The sequence below is a fragment of the Vibrio harveyi NBRC 15634 = ATCC 14126 = KCTC 12724 genome (assembly GCF_001591145.1).
Taxonomy (GTDB): Bacteria; Pseudomonadota; Gammaproteobacteria; order Enterobacterales; family Vibrionaceae; genus Vibrio; species Vibrio harveyi.
Genome location: NZ_BCUF01000028.1, coordinates 55,139 through 77,193 on the forward strand (window position 1 = coordinate 55,139; position 22,055 = coordinate 77,193).

Sequence of the window (22,055 nt, forward strand, 5' to 3'; positions counted from 1 at the left end):
GTTATTTCACCAATAAATGTTGACGGTCGAGAACGTTGGTAATGTGACGGAACCAGTGATCCGACACGCGAGCTTTGTCTTCGCTCCACTCAATAAAGCCGCGGCTTTGGAAGTAGCGCAGAGTACCAATCACTTCCGCAATACTCAGCTGAGTACACTCAGACAGCTCTTCCGGCGATGCCACTTCAAGCTGAACAATTGAGCGCAGCACTGCCAGCATTGGCTTCGGCATTTTCTCGAGCTCTTGAGACTCTGGTGCGTGGAACAATCGAACCACCACTTGTTGCGTCTCTTTATCCTGACGCAGAGACAAACGGAAAAAGCGCAAGCCAACTGTCGGGTTACCATCTGAGTAATGCCACAGAATACGGTAGAAACCTTGTTTAGCACGTTCTTCTTCCGTGATGTCTTCTTGGTCCCATTGCTTAGGGACGACAAGACCATCAAACGTTACTGGGTTCTCAATCTCTTGGTTAATACGCGTATCAAACAGCGCAGACAGTTGTTTTTCACTCCAGCGCGGCATAAACGCCACCCAGTCAAACAACAAACGTTCGCCCCGAGCGCGGTCGACAAAACGCCAGCTTGCTTTCTCAATCGCCATCACAACGCGGTGGTTCTTCTTAGAGCGGCGAAGTAGGTTAGTCAGTTTAATCAAACCACTTAAACCGCCTACCATTGGCTTAACCAAGCGCTGGGCGTTATCAACTGCGATAAGGTAAGGCGTGTCACTTTTACGTAAATGCGCAAGAACCTGAATCTCAGACGCGTCTTCTTCCAACCCAAGTTGTAGAGCCAGTTCTTTTAGTAGTTCACTGTAGCCTGCATATGGGCAGTTTAGATAAAGCGGTTTGGCGTTCTTCACTTTGTTCAGGATCGTACGAAGGAAGGTCGTTGTACCAACGCCACGTTCACCAGAAATTACACATACCGCAGGACTATCTGTCAGCAGGTATTTAGACAGTTGCTTGACTTCGTCTGAGGCATACTCGACCAACTCGCTGTCTTCGCTACCAGGAAGAATATACTCGAATGTTTGCTCGCCTTTGATTCTTACTAGGTTGGTATCACCGCCTTTGTTACCTGTTTGTTTGGCAACTTCGATGCGGAACAAGTATGCCAACGCTTGGCTAAACATGGTGTAGTTAGACAGCATTGCGACAATACGGTGTTTGAAGCTGTGCAGCGTAATCCACACGGCACATATAGCCGTACCAATGATGCTTAGAAACAAGGTGTCTTTACGACGAATAGACCAGTTTACCCACACAGGACGATCAGAGAGCTTCTCCGCGACTTCAAATACCTTTTTACGCCATAGGCGCAATACCGACAGCGTCACCAATACAAACCAGAAGAACAGCGCGCTGTAGATCCACGAGTAGATGGTGCCTTTACCCAGCGTACGAATCGAGATTTGAAGAATTACGCCAGCAACAATAGCGCTCCAAACGTAACGACGAATGGTCGAAAGGCGCAGGGCAATCACTTCTTGGCTAGTACTGCGACTGTTGCGATAAGCAAACTCGAGAATAAAGCTAATCGCGATAGAACCACCTAGAACCCACCAAGTGAAGATTTCTAGAATGATCAAATGCTGCAAGCTTGGGATTTCTGATAGCACACGAAGAGAAAGCGTAATCGCAATCAACCAAGCAATTGCTCTGTGCGCACGACTGATATACCAAATCAAACGAACCCAGATTGGCGGCTTTGTGATGTTATCTAGCTGCGTTTCGCGGAATAGAGTAATGATGCGCTTGCTGTTAGTTAACCACCAGACCAGACCGAAATAGATAAACAACACTTTGATGCCAGCCCAAACAACCGGAATCGGTGAAATCAGGATTTCTTTAATCAGAGATTTGAAAGAACGAATCTGGAAGAACACCAAGTACTCGACGTTAAGCTGAGTTTGACGCCACTCTTGCTTAAACTGCGTGACACCATAAGGACCGAAACCGGTCAGTTTATCGTGCGTGATGGGGTCAGTAAGCTCTAATAAACGCTCTTTACTTTGTCCTAGGCTGTTAACCGTAAGGTAACTGGATTGTGTCTCAAACCACTCTTTGTCTTCACCAGAATCACGGTATGTCTTTAGGTGTTGATCAAAGATAAGGGTCTGTTTACGCTGCTCATTCATTACTGCATTGAGCAGTTGGTTGACCTTACGTTTGTCTTGGTCAGACATAAACAAAGGCTCTGGCAGCTTATTGATCTCCTGAGTGATCTCTTGCGCTACAGGCAAGACTTGAGGCTCAGGTTGGAATTCGTACTCCCACTCAGCGTGAGCGGGTAAAGAAAGCACGAGACCGACTAGCATTAAAATGCGCGCCATGAAATGCATAAAATTCTCTTAAAACTTAGAAGGTTAGAGTTAGTGTAGTTGCTTTATCGCGATATGCGAGTTTTACCCAATGACCGTACGTTTAGTTTCGATTCTTTAATAGAGACTGACGCTTAATAAAGGAATAACGTACGGAATTGATAAAAGGGACGCACTATAAACCTAATTTCATGGGGTATGTCAATGGTTAGTCATGACGGATTTATGTCTCAGTTTTGAGTCGGTTAGAGTGAGAACACTTAAATTTAGCAAGGTTTATGTTAGCCAAATCTCAAAAATCAGTTCGCTAAACAGTGCTTTTTCTCATTAATTAATAAAAACAAAACTTGAAGTGTGTAGCCTTAAGCAGTAACGTTGCGCGGTTTTTCCCAATAAACTTGAATTGCTAAGGTAAAGGTTTTGATTTCCACAGCGAATATTACTCAACAATTTGGCGCTAAGCCGCTATTTGAAAACATCTCAGTTAAGTTCGGCGAAGGTAACCGCTACGGCTTAATTGGGGCTAACGGTTGTGGTAAATCAACCTTTATGAAAATCCTGAGCGGTGAGCTTGAACAAACAAGTGGTAACGTAAGCTACGATCCAAACGAGCGCGTTGCAAAACTGAACCAGGACCAGTTCGCATACGAAGAATTCACTGTAATCGATACAGTAATCATGGGTCATAAAGAGCTATGGGAAGTGAAGCAAGAGCGTGACCGTATCTACTCACTTGCTGAAATGAGCGAAGAAGACGGCATGAAAGTGGCTGACCTAGAAGTTCAGTTCGCGGAAATGGACGGTTACATGGCAGAAGCAAAAGCGGGTGAGCTTCTTCTTGCTGTAGGTATTCCAATGGAGCAACACTTCGGTCTAATGAGTGAAGTTGCACCGGGTTGGAAACTTCGTGTGCTTCTAGCGCAGGTTTTATTCGCAGACCCAGACGTAATGCTTCTTGACGAACCAACCAACAACTTGGATATGGACACTATCCGTTGGTTGGAAGACACGCTAAACGCGCGTAACTGCACAATGATCATCATTTCACACGACCGTCACTTCCTAAACTCAGTATGTACGCACATGGCTGACTTGGATTACGGTGAGCTGCGTGTTTACCCAGGCAACTACGATGAGTACATGACTGCGGCTTCTCAAGCTCGTGAACGTCTACTAAACGACAACGCGAAGAAGAAAGCACAAATCGCTGAGCTACAAACGTTCGTTGCACGTTTCTCTGCAAACGCATCAAAAGCAAAACAAGCAACATCTCGTGCTAAGCAAATCGACAAGATCAAACTGGACGAAGTAAAAGCGTCTAGCCGTCAAAACCCATTCATCCGTTTTGAGCAGTCTAAAGAGCTTTTCCGTAATGCTCTGATTGTTGAAAACTTAAGCCAAGGTTTTGAAGACGACCTGTTTGCTAACTTCAATGCGATTTTTGAAGTCGGTGAGCGCGTTGCAATCATCGGTGAGAACGGTGTGGGTAAAACAACCTTGCTAAACACGCTTGCTGGTGTACTAGAACCACGTACAGGTGAGTTCAAATGGTCCGAAAACGCGAACATCGGTTACTACGCGCAAGACCACGCACACGACTTCGAAGAAGACCTAAACCTAACGGATTGGATGGGTCAATGGCGTCAAGAAGGCGATGACGAGCAAGTGGTTCGCAGCTTCCTAGGTCGTATGCTGTTTGGTCAAGATGACATCAAGAAGTCAGTAAAAGTACTGTCTGGTGGTGAACAAGGTCGTATGCTGCTTGGTAAGCTAATGATGCACAAACCAAACATGCTGCTAATGGACGAACCAACCAACCACATGGATATGGAATCGATCGAATCATTGAACACGGCACTAGAGCAGTACAAAGGCACATTGTTCTTCGTATCGCACGACCGTGTATTCGTAGACTCGCTAGCAACACGCATCATCGAAATCCGCGATGGTAAAATCACAGACTTTAAAGGTACTTACTCTGAGTTCCTAAAATCTCGTGGTATCGAAGGCTAATCCTTCTTCCGAATAAAGAAAAAGACCTCATTGCGAGGTCTTTTTTTATGTCTATTCTGTGTTAGTGCTAATGCTTTGCTAGCGCTATATTGTGGCGTTCAATCCTTAAATTGCCTCATTAGATAAGCATAAATCCCAACGAGCCCGAAGGTAATGATCATCGAAACGATGATGCCGCTTGGGGTGAGTAGATAATTCCACAGCTGATCGTTGTTCATAGTTCACATCCTTTGTGAATCCACATGATGACTTAAGTCTAACTCATTTGGTGAATTAATGATGAGTTATTGATTTCCCTTCACGTCAAAATCAATCTTCTCTGCACCAGTGAAGACTTGAAAACGTAAGCCTTTCGCACGAGCGATAGTAGTGATGCCAAACTTTTTCGCCAGATCCAAACCCATTTGAGTTACGCCCGAGCGAGAAAGTAAAACAGGGATACCCATCTGCGCTACTTTAATCACCATCTCTGATGTAAGGCGCCCCGTTGTGTAGAAAATTTTATCTTCACCCGTTTCTTGATTAAGCCACATTTCACCCGCTAGCGTATCAACTGCGTTGTGACGACCAACATCTTCCACAAAAGACAGCACTTCGTTGCCTTTACACACGGCACAGCCATGCACAGCGCCCGCTTTTTTGTAGGTATCGTTGTAATGCGTTAATGCTTCAAGCGCCGCGTAGATTTCAGATTGCTTCAGCGGCACTTGTGGCACTTGGTAATCTTCAAGCTGCTTCATCACGTTGCCATACATAGTGCCTTGACCACAACCAGACGTCACCGTCTTCTTCTTCAGCGCGCCTTCTAAGTGCTCAGTATTTTCTTTGGTGATAACCGCAGCTGAGTGCGTTTCCCAGTCAATAATGACCGATTCAATCGCTTCAGGATCAGACAAGAAGCTCTGGTTCTTCAAATAACCCAACACAAGCGCTTCAGGACGAGAGCCAAGCGTCATTAGCGTAACGACTTCCTTCCAGTTCAACATCACCGTAAGAGGGCGCTCACAGGCGATTTGCTTAGTTAGCTTCTCACCGTATTCGTCAAACACTTCTACTTCGATGGTCTGTAGGGGATTTTCACTGGTTTTAATAATGTTTGGTTTTACCACAGTCATGTCCTAATGAATGAGAGAGCCGATACACGCTCTCATTAATGGGTCTATTCGTCTTAACGCTACAACAAAGCAATTCTCATTCCAAAATAGCTGTTATAAGGAAAATTGCGAGGCATTGCTTCGATTCTGGATTAATTCTGCGATATCGCAGCAATGACACGGGTGCTAATTTGAATTTCTACTAGTTTTGAACTTATGAGCTTAGCGAAGGTAAGGCTTAATCTGGCGCGTTTATTGCTTTGTACCGCTAAAATGGTTGAAAGCAAAGTACAAAATGTCCTTTTCTGTCTTAAAGCCAACATAGAACAAACTGGGTGAGTTATGTCGGATAAGAAACAGTTCGAGAAAAATGAAGATTCATGGTCGATAGGCGTGGATCTTGTAGAGCATGAGATCAGTACTGGTATTTGGGTTACGACCCAATGGCAACTGACGGGATTTGAAATTAACCCAACCGAAGACACTCAACACGTGTGCTTGCTGCAATTGCACAAAGACGAGCGCACCGATTACCGCTTTAACCTGAGCTCGCAACAACCAAAGCTTTTCTTGGTTATGGACAATGTCGATTCTGGTGATACACCGACGATTCAGTTGCTTACGGCGTCTCAAACTGTCGCTGCGCAATATATGGATGGCGATAACCTAGTATTATCTAATGATATGCCGTTAGCCATTCAAGCTTGGATGGAAGCCTTTATTGGGCGCCACGGTGAGTTGTTAGAAGTAAGACGTAAGAAACGCAAAGGAGCGGGCAGAGCAAATGGCAACTAGTTTTTTTAGCCGTTGGTCGAAACGTAAATTAGAAGAAACCACAACCGAGCCTTCAGACGCTAAGGTCGTGGAGTCTGTTGAATCTACTGAACCAGAAACCGCACAAGCTCATGAAGAATTAAGCACTGAAGCGCAAGCATTGGCTACTGAGGCTTCTGCGACAGAGACTGAATCTCAACAGGCATCAAACGAAACTACTGATCCTGAAGAGATGTCCGTAGCGCAGCTATTGGTGTCTGAGGCTTCAGAGAGCGTTAAGAAAGCCGCACTGCGTAAGATGTTCTTGTCAGAAGAGTTTAACGTTCGCGATGGTTTGGATGATTACGATGATGACTACAGTAACCTCAAGTCGCTTTCTGAAGGGGTGGCTGAAACACTTCGTGATTGGGTAAAAGAGAAAACGGAAGAAGAACCAGCAGAAGAAACGACACAATCAACTGAATCTCATGAAGAAAGTGATATTGAATCGGCTGATGTAGAACTTGCTGAAGGTGCCGAAATTCCCGAAGAACAAAAAGAACTGGATATAAATACAGTATCTAATGAAAGTGATATTCTAGAGACAAAACTAGCCCCTGAAGAGGTGGGACAAAATATACCACACAAAGAATAGGTACATTTTGACTAAACGCTCAATGAACCGGCTGAGACAAAATGTCCCAGTCGGTTTTTTTATCCCTACAATTTCTAAGATAAATAGCTAACCTATTGAAAATTAGCTGATATTTAATTGGCACGACATTTGCTATTTGTTGCTCATTACCATTCTTGTTGAAGTTAGACCATTTGCCCAATAGGCAGTGATAACCCGCGTGGGACTACCTAAAAGGGGTAGTTACTGACGAGTTAATCAGCAGAATCGCCTGCGCTAACTACAATGAAAGATGGAAGAAACTATCCATGCGTATAAATGGAACTGAGCAATGTTGAAACAACTATTAGAACAAGCAACTTCCAATAACGGTAAAGCGCGTCTGTATGCGTTTGAGAATACCGTAGAGTTGACCAATCTTATTCCACCAACGGTGAGCTACGAGAGTGGCGGTAATACACTGATTGTTGGACCGACTGCCATCATTGAGAGTGCAGCCGCGCAGCTATCTCAAATGAACAGCCTGACACTTCTTTCTACAGACGGAGAGAAAGGCACCAATCCAGAACTGTACTTTGCAAACTCAGTTCAGGTTTCTGGTTTCCTAGGCACATTTGAAGTGCTTATCGAAAATAACGGTCTAACAAGCAACCTAGCAAAAGTCGCTATCAATAGTGATTGTTTCGATGTTGTTCTCGATCTTTGTCTAAGTAGCTGTATGTCAGAAGAGGTTCCGGTTCCGGGTTACTACCCAGTAGGGCGCGGTTATCCAAAACTGGCAGAAGCGCTAGAAGAAATCCCGACATTAATGGGTACGTTTGATAAGCCAAAGTTCTTCCGTCTGGACACTGATCTATGTGCACACAGTTCTCGTGGCGTGAAAGGTTGTGAGCGTTGTGTGGATGCTTGTCCTGCTGGCGCACTCTCAAGTGAAGGCAGCGATAAAACGGGCCATCGCATCGAGATTAACCCATACCTGTGTCAGGGCGTGGGTACTTGTGCAACGGCTTGTCCGACAGAAGCGATTCATTACGCGCTACCTAATCCTGAAGATACGCAAAAATTCATTGAACGCACGCTAGCGAACTACGAGCAAGCGGGCGGTCTGGATCCTATCGTTCTTATCTGTAGTTCTCGCCACGAGACTTACAATGTGATGGCACTGAAAGCGCTACCAGATAACGTGATTCCAATTGTGGTTGAAGAGCTTCCTTCTATCGGTATCGATACATGGTTCGCAGCTCTAGTTAATGGCGCGACGCAAGTGCTATTTGCGGCTTCTCGTTTTATGCCTGCAACCATCATTCGTGTTCTGAACAACGAAGTGGGTATCGCGCAAGAGCTATTGGATCAACTTGGTATCGCAAAAGAGACCATCGATATCCTTTACTTGGAATCGCTTCGTGAAGGTCCTCCAACACTATGTACAGATTCATTCGATCTTGCCCTTGGCGACCTTCAAGGTAACAAGCGTCAACGTCTGTTTACTGCGCTTGATGCAATGTCTTCTTCTCGTATTCCAGTTGAGAACATTGTTGAACTGCCTGCTAACGCCCCTTACGGCAATGTTTCTTGTGAAAGCAAAGATTGTACGTTGTGTATGAGCTGTGTGGCGGTTTGCCCTACACGTGCACTTCATACCGACGGTGAGTCTCCATCACTTAAATTCGTTGAACAAGATTGTATTCAATGTGGTTTGTGTGAAAAGGCATGTCCAGAGAAAGTTCTGACTCTAACGCCACGCATGAACTGGGTGAAAGAAGAGCGCCAAAAAGCGGTTGTGATTCACGAAGAGAAAGCTGCGGAATGTATTCGCTGTCATAAGCCATTCGCACCTCAGTCTATGATCGACATGCTACAAAATAAGTTACGCGGTCACTCTCATTTCTCTGATGAAGCGGCGATCAATCGTATCGCGATGTGTGAAGACTGCCGTGTGATCGACATGTTTGAGTCGATGGCAGAAGACCCAATGAAACAACTGAAATACTAGGAGCTCGCAGTGGATACACAACGAGAACAAGAACAAACACTGAGAACAGAGATCTACTTGGTTTTGTCTGCGCTTTTCCGTAGCGCACCAAGTGAAGAGATGATCGAGTTCCTAACTTCTCTAGAAGTTGAACCATCAGAAAGCGCAATGCAAAAAGCGTGGATTGCGCTTCAACAAGCGGCGAAAGATTCCAACCGCGAAGCGCTAGAAGATGAATACCAAGATCTTTTCATTGGTATCGGTCGTGGTGAAGTGATGCCGTTTGGCTCATGGCACATGACGGGTGCAATGATGGAAAAACCACTGGCTGAAATTCGTCACGATTTGGAACTGCTTGGTTTCGAGCGCGATGAAAATGTGAAAGAGCCGGAAGACCACATCGCAGCACTTTGTGAAGTGATGTCGATGCTAACGGGTGAAGAAGAAGATCTTCAACAAGCGGTGTTTAACAAACACATCGCACCTTGGTTCAGCTCTTTCACTCAGCAATTAGAAAACGCAGAGAGCGCGAACTTTTATAAGCCAGCAGCTCAACTGTGTGAGGCGTTCTTAACACTGGAACAAGTGCGCTTTAGCGTGAACACCAAAAGCAGTAAGCACAAATTAAAAATTGATGTGAAAAACGTCACTGATTACGAGTAATCGAGCAGTACTTGGTCATATCGATAGAGGGGCAATAGCCTCCAAAGATCTACCGTAAGGTAAGGAAGCAATGATGAAAGATAATAAAGAAATAAACACAAGCCGTAGGGATCTCCTGAAAGGCTTAACGACTGCAGCCGTAGCTGGTGCGGTTGTCGCTGGAACAACAAAAGTGGCAAGCGCTTCAGAAACGGTTGAGCCTTCTGAAAAAGACGTGAAGAAGAAAGGGTATCGTGAAACTCAACACATTCGCGATTACTACGACACACTTTAGGAGATAACGGATGAAACTTGTCAAACGCTCCGACAGTGTGAGCAAAGAAACCAATCAGCTTGGCGTTTCTCGCCGTGCATTCATGAAAAACACCTCACTTGCTGCTGGTGGTGCGGTTGTAGGTGCAAGTCTTTTTGCACCGGGCATGATGAAGAAAGCACAAGCTAAATCGGTGGATCCAGAAGCGAAAACAGAAGTAAAACGTACCATCTGTTCTCACTGTTCTGTAGGTTGTGGTATCTACGCTGAAGTTCAAAACGGCGTGTGGACAGGTCAAGAGCCTGCATTCGACCACCCATTCAACGCTGGTGGACACTGTGCAAAAGGTGCAGCACTGCGCGAACACGGTCACGGTGAGCGTCGTCTGAAATACCCAATGAAGCTTGAAAACGGTAAGTGGAAGAAGCTTTCTTGGGATCAAGCGATCGAAGAAATCGGTAACAAGGTGATGGACATCCGCAAAGAGTCGGGTCCAGATTCCGTTTACTGGTTGGGTAGTGCGAAGCATAACAACGAACAAGCGTACATGTTCCGTAAGATGGCGTCGCTTTGGGGTACCAACAACGTTGACCACCAAGCGCGTATCTGTCACTCAACAACCGTAGCAGGTGTAGCAAACACTTGGGGTTACGGTGCGATGACCAACTCTTTCAATGACATGCACAACTGTAAGTCAATGCTGTTCATCGGTTCAAACCCTGCAGAAGCGCACCCTGTTGCGATGCAGCACATCCTAATCGCGAAAGAGAAGAACAACTGTAAGATCGTTGTTGCGGATCCTCGTCGTACTCGTACCGCTGCAAAATCGGATCACTACGTATCGCTACGTCCGGGTTCTGACGTTGCATTCATCTGGGGCGTGCTATGGCATGTCTTCGCGAACAACTGGGAAGATAAAGAGTTCATCCGTCAACGTGTATTCGGTATGGATGAAATCCGTGCAGAAGTAGCTAAGTGGACACCAGCAGAAGTTGAGCGCGTAACTGGCGTTCCTGAGTCTGAAGTTTACCAAACAGCGAAACTGCTTTCTGAAAACCGTCCGGGTTGTATCGTTTGGTGTATGGGTGGTACTCAGCATACGACTGGTAACAACAACACACGTGCTTACTGTGTACTTGAGCTTGCGCTAGGTAACATCGGTAAATCGGGCGGCGGTGCGAACATCTTCCGTGGTCACGATAACGTACAGGGTGCAACTGACCTTGGCGTACTATCTGACACACTACCAGGCTACTACGGTCTGTCTGAAGGTTCATGGCGTCACTGGTCAAAAGTGTGGGAAATCGATTACGAGTGGGTGAAAGGTCGTTTCGATGACAACGCTTACGGTGGTCAAAAACCAATGAACAGTGCAGGTATCCCTGTATCTCGTTGGGTGGATGGTGTTCTTGAAAACAAAGACAACATTCGTCAACGTGAAAACATCCGCGCCATGTTCTACTGGGGTCACGCAGTAAACTCTCAGACTCGTGGTCCTGAGATGAAGAAAGCGATGCAAAAGCTGGATATGATGGTTATTGTTGACCCATACCCAACAGTCGCGGCGGTAATGAACGATCGTACTGACGGCGTTTACCTGCTTCCTGCAACGACTCAGTTCGAAACACACGGCAGTGTGACAGCATCTAACCGCTCACTTCAGTGGCGTGATCAGGTTATCGAGCCATTGTTCGAATCTAAACCTGACCACGAAATCATGTACCTGCTAACTAAGAAGCTAGGTTATGAAGATCTGCTGTTCAAAAACATCCGTGTTGAGAACAACCAGCCAATGATCGAAGACATCACGCGCGAATTCAACAAAGGCATGTGGACCATCGGTTACACAGGTCAAAGCCCGGAGCGTCTAAAAGCGCATCAACAAAACTGGCATACATTCCACAAAACGTCTCTAGAGGCAGAAGGTGGTCCTGTGAATGGTGAGACTTACGGTCTACCTTGGCCATGTTGGGGTACGCCAGAGATGAAACACCCAGGCACACACATTCTGTACGATACGTCGAAGACGGTTGCAGAGGGTGGCGGTAACTTCCGTACGCGTTTCGGTGTTGAGTTTGAAGGTCAAAGCCTACTTGCTGAAGATAGCTACTCAAAAGGTTGTGAAATCAAAGACGGTTACCCAGAGTTCTCTGACAAGCTAATCAAACAACTTGGTTGGTGGGACGACCTAACGGCTGAAGAAAAAGCTGCAGCGGAAGGTAAAAACTGGAAAACTGACCTGTCTGGTGGTATCCAACGCGTAGCAATCAAGCACGGTTGTATCCCATTTGGTAACGCTAAAGCGCGTGCGATTGTTTGGACATTCCCAGACCGCGTACCGCTACACCGTGAGCCGCTATACACGCCTCGTCGTGACCTTGTAACGGATTATCCAACTTGGGACGACAAAGAAGCAATCTTCCGTGTACCAACGCTTTACAAGTCTATCCAGAAAGAAGACAAGTCTGGCGAATACCCAATCATCTTGACTTCTGGTCGCTTGGTTGAGTACGAAGGTGGTGGTGAAGAGACTCGTTCAAACCCATGGCTTGCTGAACTTCAACAAGAAATGTTCGTTGAAGTGAACCCGAAAGACGCAAACGATCTTGGCTTCAAAGATGGCGATGACGTTTGGGTCGAAGGCGCAGAAAAAGGTCGCATCAAGGTGAAAGCGATGGTCACTCGTCGTGTTAAACCGGGTCTGGCGTTCATTCCGTTCCACTTCGGCGGTAAGTTCGAAGGTGAAGACCTACGTCCTAAGTACCCAGAAGGTACGGATCCTTATGTTGTTGGTGAAGCAGCCAACACGGCAACCACTTACGGTTACGACCCTGTTACTTTGATGCAGGAAACTAAAGTAACCCTATGTAACATTCGTAAAGCGTAAGGAGTCTGACAATGGCACGAATGAAATTCCTATGTGACACCAAACGCTGTATCGAGTGTAACGGCTGTGTTACTGCATGTAAGAACGAAAACGATGATGCGCTTGAGTGGGGTATTCAACGTCGCCGCGTAGTAACACTGAACGACGGTGAACCAGGTGAAAACTCAATCTCTGTAGCTTGTATGCATTGTACAGACGCGCCTTGTATGGCGGTTTGTCCAGCTGACTGTTTCGAGCACACAGAAGATGGTATCGTCCTTCACAACAAAGATCTTTGCATCGGTTGTGGTTACTGTCTGTTCGCTTGTCCATTTGGTGCGCCTCAGTTCCCGAAACAAGCATCGTTCGGTGAGCGTGGCAAAATGGACAAATGTACTTTCTGTGCAGGTGGCCCAAACACAGAACCAGGTTCTCTAGAAGAGCGTGAGAAGTACGGCGCGAACCGTATTGCTGAAGGTAAGCTACCTATGTGTGCGTCACTTTGTTCAACAAAAGCACTGCTAGCGGGTGATGCAGAGAAAGTTTCTGACATTTTCCGTCAACGTGTGGTTGAGCGCGGTGCGAAAAACGCAGGTTGGACAGACGGTAACGATCTTTCTTACGACGCAACTAAAAGCTAAGTAGGAGAGACACATGTTAAATACTCTTAAACGTGCGTCTCTTGTAATGCTGTCGATGATGACAGCATTACTGCTGACCTTTGCGATGCCAGCGTCTGCGCAAGAAGACACATCTCCAGTGGTACAACAGGAGATGACGCAACTTGCAGGTGCAGACTTTTGGCGTCAGGTCAAAGAGGGGCAAGAAGGCTATACCACGTCGAAATCAGCGGAACACGGTGTGCTGATCAGTACTCCGGGTGAGACTTGGTACATTCTTAAAGAGAAATGGATGTCTCCTGCGGGCGCTGTCGCAATTTTCGGCAGTATCGCAATGGTTATCATGGCTTACGTATTCGTTGGTCCTCTGATGCTAAGCAAGCCACGTACTGGCAAGAAGATGAAACGCTGGTCTCGACTAGACCGCGCACTACACTGGAGCATGGCGTTTACCTTCTTAACGCTAGCATTCAGTGGTTTGATGCTGGTTTACGGTAAGCACTTCTTAAAACCGTACGTACCGACTGAGTTCTGGGGCTTCATCGTCATGTTGGCGAAGCAGTACCATAACTACATGGGTCCGCTGTTCTTCATCTTGCTGATGTTTGTTCTACTGAAATGGTGGCGCAAATCTATCCCTAACATGACAGACATCCGTTGGTTCATGAAAATGGGCGGCATGGTAGGTAAACATAAAGGCACGCACCCATCGGCTGGCTTCTCAAACGGTGGGGAAAAGGCGATCTACTGGTTGCTGATCTTCTTTGGTGCTATCGCTGCAGTGAGTGGCTTAATTCTGGACTTCCCAATTTTCGGTCAGACTCGTCGCCATATGGAGTTGTCTAACCTTGTTCACGCGATTTCGGCACTGATTCTAATCTGTGGTTTCATCTTCCACATCTACATCGGTCTATTCGGTATGGAAGGTGCGCTAGAGGGGATGGTCACTGGTGAAGTTGACGAGACATGGGCGAAAGAGCACCACGATCTTTGGTATGAAGAAGTGAAATCCAAAGAAGCGATGGGCGAAACAGATACGGTACAAACGGAAGCAAAAGGAGCAAAAGCGAATGAACAAACCTCATAACGGGATTTGGGTTGCGTACATCCTGAGCTGTTTGACCCCGTTTACGTTTTTGATCTCAGGCGTTGTCGCAATCATTTACGCTGGGTACCGTTTGGATAAAGGCGAAGACAGCGACGTAGTGAACTCGCATTACTACGGTTTGATTCGTACTTTCTTCCTGTACCTGACATTCTTTGTTGTTCTGATTGTAACGGTAGCAACATCAAATGGTGTGTTGATTGGTGTAAGTGATTACTGGATGCATAGTACGTTGCTAGACTCTGTTGCATACTTTATTCCTTGGATTGGTATGTTGTTTGCTGCGTTGGCAATTCTTGTGTGGTTCCTACGCATGTACCAGGGTATGAACCAACTGCGCAATAACATGCCGCACAGACCGTCTACAGGTCCAAACCTGTAAATTCAATGGCTTTATTGAAGAGAAAGCCAGAGAAAAACAGTTTGTAAACATGCAAAACCCTCGACACGGTTCGAGGGTTTTTTATCTCGTCTTTACAGGGAATACTGATTTAACAGTTTCCTTTTTTCGCTTGTCCCGGCGGACAGAAATCACCACCATGAACAGGGTGGCCATTATCCTTGTCATTGGTGCTCACTTTGACTTTTACGTCATCGACCTCACCTTCAATATTGGTGATCTGACAGCCAGCTAAAGTTCCCAGTAATATAAGGACAAGAGATACACCTCTCATTGCTTTGCCTCTCAATTTATCATTCTAATCATGACCACTACGACCATGGTCTAATCCATATTGCTACTGTTGTTATTCTATCGGTGTTAAGCTAATGAAAAAGAACAACAAGGATAGGTTATGAATTTCCCTTATAGAAATATTGTAGTACTTACTGGCGCTGGCATCTCGGCTGAGTCTGGTATTCAAACATTTCGCGCTCAAGATGGTCTCTGGGAGAATCACCGCATTGAGGACGTTGCAACACCCGAAGGGTTTGCTCGCGATCCCGATCTTGTTCAATCGTTCTATAATCAACGTCGAAAAAAACTACAGGGCGAAGATATCAAGCCTAATGCTGCTCATATCGCGCTAGGGCGCCTAGAAGAGCAGTTGGAAGGTAAAGTGACTATCATTACTCAAAACATTGATAATCTGCATGAGAGAGGCGGTAGCGCCAATATTATTCACATGCACGGTGAATTGCTTAAAGCGCGTTGTAGTGAATCTAATCAAGTCATCGAGCATTCAGAAGACATTGAAACTGGCGAATTATGTCACTGCTGCCAGATTCCTGCTCAAATGCGTCCACACATTGTTTGGTTTGGTGAAATGCCACTGCGTATGGGTGAGATATACGCGGCATTGGAAGAAGCAGACTTGTTTATTTCTATTGGTACATCTGGCGTGGTATATCCAGCCGCAGGTTTTGTACATGATGCAAAGATGCACGGTGCACATACGATTGAAATTAATTTAGAGCCAAGTGCCGTCGAGAGTGAGTTTGAAGAGAAGCGTTACGGTAAGGCAAGCATCGAAGTACCGAAGCTTGTTGACGAGATTCTTGCTCTGGAAAACGAACCTAGCGCTTAAAAAAGAGTTAACCCCAAAATCTAACAAAGGCATCGAGTGATTCGATGCCTTTTTGTATCTTGAAACTTTGTATTCTGCCGCTTTGTAATTCGAGCAGTATAGATTGAGATGCAAAGCACGATCTTCAGATACAAGAAAAGCGACCGAAGCCGCTTTTCTAAACTATTTCGACAGACTGATTAGTTGTCTACTTTTAGCTTTTGGAAGTACTCATCGTAAAGCACGCTAGCTTCACCAACTTCGTCTTGCCATGTACCGCTGTCCATCACTTCTTGTGGTGGGAAGATGCTTGGATCGTTAGCAAATTCTTTCGGTAATAGATCGTGAGCTGTTTTCACTGGAGTAGGGTAACCAATCTCTAGTGCAATCTTAGCTGCGTTCTCAGGGCGTAGTAGGAAGTCGATCATCTTATGAGCTGCATCAACGTTCTTAGCACCCGCTGGAATTGCGAGGCTATCCATCCAGAAAATAGTGCCTTTCTCTGGCCAGATGATATCGATGTTCGCGCCTTCTTGACGAGCCATGTAAGCAGAACCGTTCCAAAGCATACCAAGTGATACTTCACCTGCTAAGTATGGGTTCGCTGGGAAGTCTGAATTGAATACCAATACGTTCGGCATTAGCTTTTTCAGCTCTTCGTAAGCGGCTTTGATCTCGTCTGGGTTAGTGGTGTTTGGTGAGTAACCAAGCTTAGTCAATGCAATGTGGAATACTTCGCGAGAATCATCCATTAGCATTAGTTGACCTTCCCACTTGCTATCCCAGAAGTCATCCCATTTAGTCACAGAAGACTTATCTAGCATATCAGCATTGATACCAATACCGGTCGCACCCCAAATGTATGGGATAGAGTAGTTGTTGTTCGGGTCGAACGGCTTGTTCAGGAAGTTAGTGTCTAGATCAGCAAAGTGAGAAAGTTTCTCTTTGTCGATCTTTTGCAGCATGCCTTCTTTACGCATTTTAGATACGAAATAGGTAGACGGTACTACCAAGTCGTAACCAGAACCTTGAGTTTTCAACTTCGCGTACATGCTTTCGTTAGACTCGTACGTAGAGTAGATAACTTTGATACCAGTTTCTTTTGTAAAGTCTTCAAGAACTTCGTTTGGAATGTATTCCGACCAGTTGTAGAAATACAGTTCTTGATCAGCAGCCATTGCAGGGGTAGCGATTAGCGTCGCCGCACACAGTGCGCTTGCGTAGAATTTACTTTTCATTTGTTTTCCGTTTTGTTCAGCAACAGGACAAATCAATACTAGTAACAAATAACGATTTGAGCCAAATTGCGATAAGCACAATCCTGTTTATCTGAGCCACGAAAACCAGCATTAGGGTCAAAATAGAACGTAATGCTTGAACTCGAGTCAAATAAACCTAGCAACATACAATTATATCAGTCAATTACAAAAATAGGCAGCGTATTGCTGCCTATTTTCATTTAGTAGATGGCTTATTAAGCAAGATCAGATTATTGACCCGCTTTTAGCTTCAGGAAGTAGTCTTCATACTTCACTGTCATGTCGCCAACAGAGTCTTGCCATTCAACACGGTCAAGGTCGTCTTGAGAAGGAAACAGTGGTGCAACGTCTTTGAATTTAGCGTTAGATTCTGCAACCGCTGTTAGGTAACCCGTGTCCGCTGAAATTTGCTCTGCGATTTCTGGACGCAGTAGGAAGTCGATCATCTTGTGAGCCGCTTCTACGTTCTTCGCGCCAGAAGAGATTGCGAAGTTATCAACCCAACCGATGCCGCCTTCTTTAGGGAATACTAGTTTCAGGTTCATGCCTTCGTTTTGAGCAGCTGCTGCGCTACCGTTCCAAAGCATACCAACGCCAACTTCGCCAGACATGTATGGTGCGCCTGGGTTGTCAGAGTTAAATACTAGAACGTTTGGCATTAGCTTTTGTAGTTCTGCGTATGCTTCGTCGATTTGTTTTGGATCCGTAGAGTTACCTGAGTAACCCAGCTTGCGTAGTGCAATGTGGAACACTTCACGAGTGTCGTCCATCAGCATTACTTGACCTTCTAGCTCTGGCTTCCATAGGTCAGCCCAGCTTTGGAAGTCGTTTGGATCATACATGTCTGCGTTAACCGCTAGACCTGTAATCGCAACAACGTGTGGAATAGAGTAGTCGTTATTTGGGTCGTAAGGCTTGTCTAGGTAGTTTTTATCTAGGTTGCCGAAGTTTTTCAGCTTAGTCTTATCGATCTTTTGTAGCATGCCTTCGTCACGCATCTTCGCTACGAAGTACGTAGAAGGTACCACTAGGTCATAACCTTGGTTATGAGTTTTTAGCTTTGCATACAAAGTCTCGTTCGACTCGTAAGTCGAGTAGATCACTTTGATGCCAGTTTCTTTGGTAAATTGCTCTAGGATATTACTGTTGATGTAAGGACCCCAGTTCATAAATACCAATTCTTTATCGTTCGCTGCCGCTGTACCAGAGAACAGAGAAAGCGCACATGCACTACCAGCTAATAGAGTAGCCCATTTTTTCATTGACGTTAGCTCCAAACCAAACGTTGTCCAATTAATTTTGGACGATAGATAGAAAAACAGAATGGCATTTAACCATTCTGTTTCGTGATGTTAACGGGTGCGGATTTTACTTCACTTTTTCTCTTGCTAGCAACTGAGAAATTACTACCAGAACCAAAGAAACAATCAGCATGACCGTTGCTAGGGCGTTCACTTCCGGTGAAATGCCCACCTTAACCATTGAGTAAATCTTCAATGGCAAGATTTCGTATGTTGGGCCTGTTACAAACGAGCTGATAATTACGTCGTCCAAAGACAGCGTAAAGCTCAATAGCCAACCTGCAGCAACTGCTGGTTTAGCAAGAGGAAGGATGATCTGTTTTAAGATAACCCATTCGCTTGCACCAAGATCTTTTGCAGCTTCCAACATTTTCACATCAAAGCCATTTAAGCGGCTGTACACTGTTACCACAACGAATGGTAAACAGAAGGTGATGTGAGCAATTAACAGAGTAAAGAAGCCAAGCTGTGCGCCCAATACAAGGAACAGAGCAAGTAATGAAATCGCCATGACAATATCTGGAGACATCATTACGACAAACAGCATGCCGTTTACCGCACCTTTACCTTTGAACGAGTAACGGAATAGGGCAACAGCCGTCAAGCTACCAATAATGGTTGCTGCTGTCGCTGAGAATACCGCTACGTTCAATGAATGCCATGCAGCCTGCATTAGGCTGTCGTTATTTACTAAGGTTTCGTACCATTTCGTGGTGAAACCGCCCCATTTCATACCAAATTTGTTGGCATTAAATGAGTTAACAATTAAGACGATGATTGGCAGATACAAAAATGCATATACCAGCGCCATAAAGCTAAATCTAACTGTGCGTCCCATTAGTCTAGCTCCACTTTCTTATTCAATAGTTTGCCTGCTCTGTAGTAAGCGTAAAGCATCACAGCCATTGCGAAGGTGAGGGCGATACTGGTCGCGGCACCAAATGGCCAGTCACGAGCGTTCAATACTTGGCTCTTAATTACGTTACCGATCAGTAGGTTCTTCGCGCCGCCTAGAAGGTCAGATATGTAGAACATACCTAGTGCTGGTAGTAGAACCAACAAACAGCCACCGATAATGCCTGGCATTGTCAGAGGCAAAATCACTCGTGTAATGGTTTGAAACTTGTTCGCACCAAGATCTTTTGCTGCCTCGATGTATGTGTTGTCTAGTTTCTCTATTGCCGAGTAGAGCGGCAAAATCATAAACGGAAGCAAGATGTACACAAGACCAATCATTACTGCTGTTTCGGTATACATTAAACGCATCGGCTTATCGATGATTTCCATTGCCATCAACGACTTGTTCAAAATACCTTGTGTACCGAGAACAATCTTTAAGCCGTAAGTACGGATAAGGGAGTTAGTCCAAAATGGCACAATCACCAAGAACAACATGAACGGACGCCATTTTTCAGGCATTTTCGCTACGATGTAAGCAAATGGGTAACCAATCACCAAGCACAATAAGGTTGCAATGATCGCCATGTAAAAAGAGTGCATCAACACTTTTGCATACAGAGGATCAAGCAGGCGAAGGTAGTTGTCGAAAGTAAACGTTAATTCAATTAGGTTCGCTTCATCACGCGTCAAGAAACTAGTACCGATAATCATTAAGTTTGGAACTAACACAAACAGTGTTAGCCAGCCAACGATTAGGGTAATGATCGCGTTCTGAAGATTAAGCTTCTTGCTTATCATTTAGTACTACCTCCCAGCTCTCAACCCAAGTAATAGCGACTTTCTGGCCGAGTGAGTGGTCCACATCTGGATCATCTTCGTTAAAGAATTCGCTTACCATCACGCGCATGCCTGAATCCAACTGGATAACTGAATCAAGCGTCATACCTTTATAGGTACGTTCTGTTACGTGACCTACGATGCCTTTTTCTTCAGACTCTTTGATCTCTTCGATACGTAAGTCTTCTGGGCGAAGTAGTACTTGTAGTTTCTCACCTGCTTGAGCTGCTTGATCGTAGTAAACAACAGATTCAACGCCTTCAATTTCTGCTCGGATGCGTTTCTCGTCGATACGCTCTAGCATGGTTGCGTTGAATACGTTGATCTCACCGATAAAGCGAGCAACAAATAGGTTCTTAGGCTCTTCGTAAATCTCACGTGGGGAACCATCCTGCTCGATAACACCGTCGCGCATAACAATAATGCGGTCAGACATCGATAGGGCTTCTTCCTGATCGTGTGTAACAAAGATAAAGGTAATACCAAGTTGACGCTGAAGCTGTTTAAGCTCGATTTGCATTTGCTTACGTAGTTTGTAATCAAGTGCAGATAGAGATTCGTCTAGCAGCAGTACTTTTGGTTTATTAACAACCGCGCGAGCGATCGCGATACGTTGTTGTTGACCACCAGAAAGTTGGTGAGGCTTACGCTGTGCCATTTTTTCTAGGCGAACCATGCGTAGCGCTTCCATAACTCTTGGTTCAATCTCAGCAGCAGGTGTTTTCTGCATGCGAAGACCGAAAGCAACGTTTTCAAATACGGTCATATGAGGGAAGAGTGCATAACTCTGAAATACCGTGTTGACGTGCCTTTGCTCTGCAGGAACCTGTGTTACATCTTGGTCATCTAGTACGATTTGACCGTTGTCTGCCGTTTCAAAGCCCGCGATCATGCGTAAAACCGTTGTTTTACCACAACCAGAAGGACCAAGAATTGTCAGAAACTCACCATGATTAACATCCAGATTTAAATTACCGATGATTTCCTTACCATCGAAACTTTTGCTAATACCAGATAGACGAACTACTGGCTTTCCTGCTTGCTGTTTAGCGTTCAACGTCTGTATTTCTCCCACGTTCAAATTGGGGTGTATCCAATTGATGTGACATTAGTCATTCACTTTTGAGGCGCGCATCATAATCACCAAAATTGTGAAATCAAAGCATTTTCTTATCTTGAAACAGAAAAAATTTTGCAGGCAAAAGTAAACATTCCTTACCATACTGTTTTTGTAGGGGTATTTACATTTCAGCTATACATAAGAAAGGCATTAATTTCTTGTGCAAATGTTTTCAATTTCATAGATTTGCGAGTGGTTAATTATCGACCAAATAGCAGATATTGCAAGTATTGAGGCCGACTTATGATTTTAGACGTGCAAAGATTTCTTTATAATGACGCCCTTATTAATTAACTGGTTTTCCAGAAAAAATTTTACAAGTTAGCCTTGGATAAAATATGAACAACGATTTTGAGAAAGATTTCAATCTTGGAGGGAGTGTAGAGCGAGCTCTTTCTGGCAAGTATGAACTAAAAGCAGCAGCCGTTTTTAGCGAAGCTTGGCGCACAACCATCCAACAGTTTTTGTCCTTCTCGCCAGCGATTATTCTCCTCCTATTCGTTCAGCTGGGTATTTTCTATATTGCACTTCAACTTCAACTCGGAGATCCAAGTGTTATTTTGGATGCGCTTCAAAACCCTGAATCTTTTACCACAGATATCGTGTCCGCTATTTATGTCGCTAACTTCAGTTATGAAGTGATCAGTGCGCCGATTTATGCTGGTATTAGTTTAATGGCAATGAGCCACGTGGCGGGGTTGAAGACAAAGGTACGTCATGTTGGTAAAGGTCTTCAATTTACGGTTCCTGTGATTTTAGCAACACTATTTAGCCTGATGATGCAGGGTGTTGCTGGAATGATTTTCCCTTTGCTGTCGCTATACCTTTCTTTAG

The 22,055-nt window shown here is 45.1% G+C and carries 19 protein-coding genes and 1 pseudogene; 12 read left to right on the plus strand and 8 right to left on the minus strand.

Features of this window, described 5'->3' with window-relative positions:
- Position 1: 1 nt before the first annotated feature.
- Positions 2 to 2,347 carry an ATP-binding protein gene (locus tag VHA02S_RS26580; protein WP_038898074.1) on the minus strand — a complete coding sequence of 782 codons (2,346 nt, stop codon included), beginning with the start codon at positions 2,345 to 2,347 and terminating at the stop codon, positions 2 to 4.
- A 399-nt stretch (positions 2,348 to 2,746) separates the two neighbouring features.
- Here VHA02S_RS26580 and VHA02S_RS15315 point away from each other — a divergent pair, with 399 nt between their 5' ends.
- Positions 2,747 to 4,339: an ABC-F family ATPase gene (locus tag VHA02S_RS15315; RefSeq protein WP_005427581.1), complete on the plus strand. Its 1,593-nt coding sequence runs from the start codon at positions 2,747 to 2,749 to the stop codon at positions 4,337 to 4,339.
- A gap of 284 nt (positions 4,340 to 4,623) precedes the next feature.
- On the opposite strand, the gene VHA02S_RS15320 is transcribed toward VHA02S_RS15315, so the two are convergent.
- The gene (locus VHA02S_RS15320; protein ID WP_005427802.1) at positions 4,624 to 5,448 is read right to left on the minus strand and encodes a formate dehydrogenase accessory sulfurtransferase FdhD; all 825 of its coding nucleotides are present in this window, start codon (positions 5,446 to 5,448) and stop codon (positions 4,624 to 4,626) included.
- Between the two features lie 327 nt (positions 5,449 to 5,775).
- Between VHA02S_RS15320 and VHA02S_RS15325 the strand changes: the two genes are divergently transcribed.
- The 9 genes from VHA02S_RS15325 (at position 5,776) to VHA02S_RS15365 (ending at position 14,681) form a co-directional block, all read left to right on the plus strand.
- Positions 5,776 to 6,228, plus strand: a complete 453-nt coding sequence (locus VHA02S_RS15325) for a DUF3305 domain-containing protein (RefSeq protein ID WP_009697781.1) — start codon at positions 5,776 to 5,778, stop codon at positions 6,226 to 6,228.
- Entirely contained in the window at positions 6,218 to 6,841 is a 624-nt protein-coding gene (locus VHA02S_RS15330) for a DUF3306 domain-containing protein (RefSeq protein ID WP_038898073.1), read from the plus strand. Before VHA02S_RS15325 ends, VHA02S_RS15330 begins: the two co-directional genes overlap by 11 nt.
- 310 nt (positions 6,842 to 7,151) lie before the next feature.
- On the plus strand, positions 7,152 to 8,813 hold the full coding sequence (locus VHA02S_RS15335) for a 4Fe-4S dicluster domain-containing protein (RefSeq protein ID WP_005441573.1): 1,662 nt from the start codon (positions 7,152 to 7,154) through the stop codon (positions 8,811 to 8,813).
- A 9-nt stretch (positions 8,814 to 8,822) separates the two neighbouring features.
- The gene (locus tag VHA02S_RS15340) at positions 8,823 to 9,455 is read left to right on the plus strand and encodes a TorD/DmsD family molecular chaperone (RefSeq protein ID WP_017190157.1); all 633 of its coding nucleotides are present in this window, start codon (positions 8,823 to 8,825) and stop codon (positions 9,453 to 9,455) included.
- Positions 9,456 to 9,528: 73 nt separating this feature from the next.
- Positions 9,529 to 9,729, plus strand: a complete 201-nt coding sequence (locus VHA02S_RS15345; RefSeq protein WP_005427585.1) for a twin-arginine translocation signal domain-containing protein — start codon at positions 9,529 to 9,531, stop codon at positions 9,727 to 9,729.
- A gap of 10 nt (positions 9,730 to 9,739) precedes the next feature.
- Positions 9,740 to 12,595 carry a formate dehydrogenase subunit alpha gene (locus tag VHA02S_RS15350; RefSeq protein WP_038898071.1) on the plus strand — a complete coding sequence of 952 codons (2,856 nt, stop codon included), beginning with the start codon at positions 9,740 to 9,742 and terminating at the stop codon, positions 12,593 to 12,595.
- An 11-nt stretch (positions 12,596 to 12,606) separates the two neighbouring features.
- Positions 12,607 to 13,215, plus strand: a complete 609-nt coding sequence (gene fdh3B / locus VHA02S_RS15355) for a formate dehydrogenase FDH3 subunit beta (RefSeq protein ID WP_005427693.1) — start codon at positions 12,607 to 12,609, stop codon at positions 13,213 to 13,215.
- Positions 13,216 to 13,228: 13 nt separating this feature from the next.
- Positions 13,229 to 14,281 (plus strand): formate dehydrogenase subunit gamma, encoded by a 1,053-nt coding sequence (locus tag VHA02S_RS15360; RefSeq protein WP_005445799.1) that lies wholly within the window; start codon positions 13,229 to 13,231, stop codon positions 14,279 to 14,281.
- Positions 14,265 to 14,681 (plus strand): membrane protein, encoded by a 417-nt coding sequence (locus VHA02S_RS15365; protein ID WP_005427687.1) that lies wholly within the window; start codon positions 14,265 to 14,267, stop codon positions 14,679 to 14,681. Before VHA02S_RS15360 ends, VHA02S_RS15365 begins: the two co-directional genes overlap by 17 nt.
- 109 nt (positions 14,682 to 14,790) lie before the next feature.
- Here the strand turns inward: VHA02S_RS15365 and VHA02S_RS15370 are convergent, their stop codons facing one another.
- Entirely contained in the window at positions 14,791 to 14,973 is a 183-nt protein-coding gene (locus VHA02S_RS15370) for a hypothetical protein (protein ID WP_005445797.1), read from the minus strand.
- A 120-nt stretch (positions 14,974 to 15,093) separates the two neighbouring features.
- Here VHA02S_RS15370 and cobB point away from each other — a divergent pair, with 120 nt between their 5' ends.
- On the plus strand, positions 15,094 to 15,825 hold the full coding sequence (gene cobB / locus VHA02S_RS15375) for a Sir2 family NAD+-dependent deacetylase (RefSeq protein ID WP_009697787.1): 732 nt from the start codon (positions 15,094 to 15,096) through the stop codon (positions 15,823 to 15,825).
- Positions 15,826 to 16,004: 179 nt separating this feature from the next.
- Here the strand turns inward: cobB and VHA02S_RS15380 are convergent, their stop codons facing one another.
- The 5 genes from VHA02S_RS15380 to potA all read right to left on the minus strand — a co-directional run bounded on the left by VHA02S_RS15380 (position 16,005) and on the right by potA (position 21,158).
- Entirely contained in the window at positions 16,005 to 17,042 is a 1,038-nt protein-coding gene (locus tag VHA02S_RS15380) for an extracellular solute-binding protein (protein WP_005445793.1), read from the minus strand.
- Between the two features lie 251 nt (positions 17,043 to 17,293).
- Positions 17,294 to 18,325 carry an extracellular solute-binding protein gene (locus tag VHA02S_RS15385; protein ID WP_009697790.1) on the minus strand — a complete coding sequence of 344 codons (1,032 nt, stop codon included), beginning with the start codon at positions 18,323 to 18,325 and terminating at the stop codon, positions 17,294 to 17,296.
- 106 nt (positions 18,326 to 18,431) lie between these two features.
- The gene (gene potC / locus VHA02S_RS15390) at positions 18,432 to 19,202 is read right to left on the minus strand and encodes a spermidine/putrescine ABC transporter permease PotC (protein ID WP_005389180.1); all 771 of its coding nucleotides are present in this window, start codon (positions 19,200 to 19,202) and stop codon (positions 18,432 to 18,434) included.
- Positions 19,202 to 20,062: a spermidine/putrescine ABC transporter permease PotB gene (gene potB, locus VHA02S_RS15395; protein WP_005441590.1), complete on the minus strand. Its 861-nt coding sequence runs from the start codon at positions 20,060 to 20,062 to the stop codon at positions 19,202 to 19,204. Before potB ends, potC begins: the two co-directional genes overlap by 1 nt.
- The gene (gene potA, locus VHA02S_RS15400; RefSeq protein WP_009697791.1) at positions 20,043 to 21,158 is read right to left on the minus strand and encodes a spermidine/putrescine ABC transporter ATP-binding protein PotA; all 1,116 of its coding nucleotides are present in this window, start codon (positions 21,156 to 21,158) and stop codon (positions 20,043 to 20,045) included. The genes potB and potA overlap by 20 nt, the downstream gene beginning before the upstream one ends.
- A gap of 401 nt (positions 21,159 to 21,559) precedes the next feature.
- Here potA and VHA02S_RS15405 point away from each other — a divergent pair.
- Positions 21,560 to 22,055, plus strand: a pseudogene (locus VHA02S_RS15405) (hypothetical protein); the annotation flags it as partial.

Excerpts from the sequence above, each read along its gene's own strand:
- VHA02S_RS15385 (WP_009697790.1), bottom strand. The coding sequence starts at position 18,325 with ATGAAAAAATGGGCTACTCTATTAGCTGGTAGTGCATGTGCGCTTTCT.
- VHA02S_RS15370 (WP_005445797.1), bottom strand. The coding sequence starts at position 14,973 with ATGAGAGGTGTATCTCTTGTCCTTATATTACTGGGAACTTTAGCTGGC.
- VHA02S_RS15345 (WP_005427585.1), top strand. The coding sequence starts at position 9,529 with ATGAAAGATAATAAAGAAATAAACACAAGCCGTAGGGATCTCCTGAAA.
- VHA02S_RS15380 (WP_005445793.1), bottom strand. The coding sequence starts at position 17,042 with ATGAAAAGTAAATTCTACGCAAGCGCACTGTGTGCGGCGACGCTAATC.
- VHA02S_RS15325 (WP_009697781.1), top strand. The coding sequence starts at position 5,776 with ATGTCGGATAAGAAACAGTTCGAGAAAAATGAAGATTCATGGTCGATA.
- VHA02S_RS15330 (WP_038898073.1), top strand. The coding sequence starts at position 6,218 with ATGGCAACTAGTTTTTTTAGCCGTTGGTCGAAACGTAAATTAGAAGAA.
- VHA02S_RS15360 (WP_005445799.1), top strand. The coding sequence starts at position 13,229 with ATGTTAAATACTCTTAAACGTGCGTCTCTTGTAATGCTGTCGATGATG.
- fdh3B (WP_005427693.1), top strand. The coding sequence starts at position 12,607 with ATGGCACGAATGAAATTCCTATGTGACACCAAACGCTGTATCGAGTGT.
- potC (WP_005389180.1), bottom strand. The coding sequence starts at position 19,202 with ATGGGACGCACAGTTAGATTTAGCTTTATGGCGCTGGTATATGCATTT.
- VHA02S_RS15335 (WP_005441573.1), top strand. The coding sequence starts at position 7,152 with ATGTTGAAACAACTATTAGAACAAGCAACTTCCAATAACGGTAAAGCG.
- VHA02S_RS26580 (WP_038898074.1), bottom strand. The coding sequence starts at position 2,347 with ATGCATTTCATGGCGCGCATTTTAATGCTAGTCGGTCTCGTGCTTTCT.
- cobB (WP_009697787.1), top strand. The coding sequence starts at position 15,094 with ATGAATTTCCCTTATAGAAATATTGTAGTACTTACTGGCGCTGGCATC.
- VHA02S_RS15365 (WP_005427687.1), top strand. The coding sequence starts at position 14,265 with ATGAACAAACCTCATAACGGGATTTGGGTTGCGTACATCCTGAGCTGT.
- VHA02S_RS15350 (WP_038898071.1), top strand. The coding sequence starts at position 9,740 with ATGAAACTTGTCAAACGCTCCGACAGTGTGAGCAAAGAAACCAATCAG.
- potB (WP_005441590.1), bottom strand. The coding sequence starts at position 20,062 with ATGATAAGCAAGAAGCTTAATCTTCAGAACGCGATCATTACCCTAATC.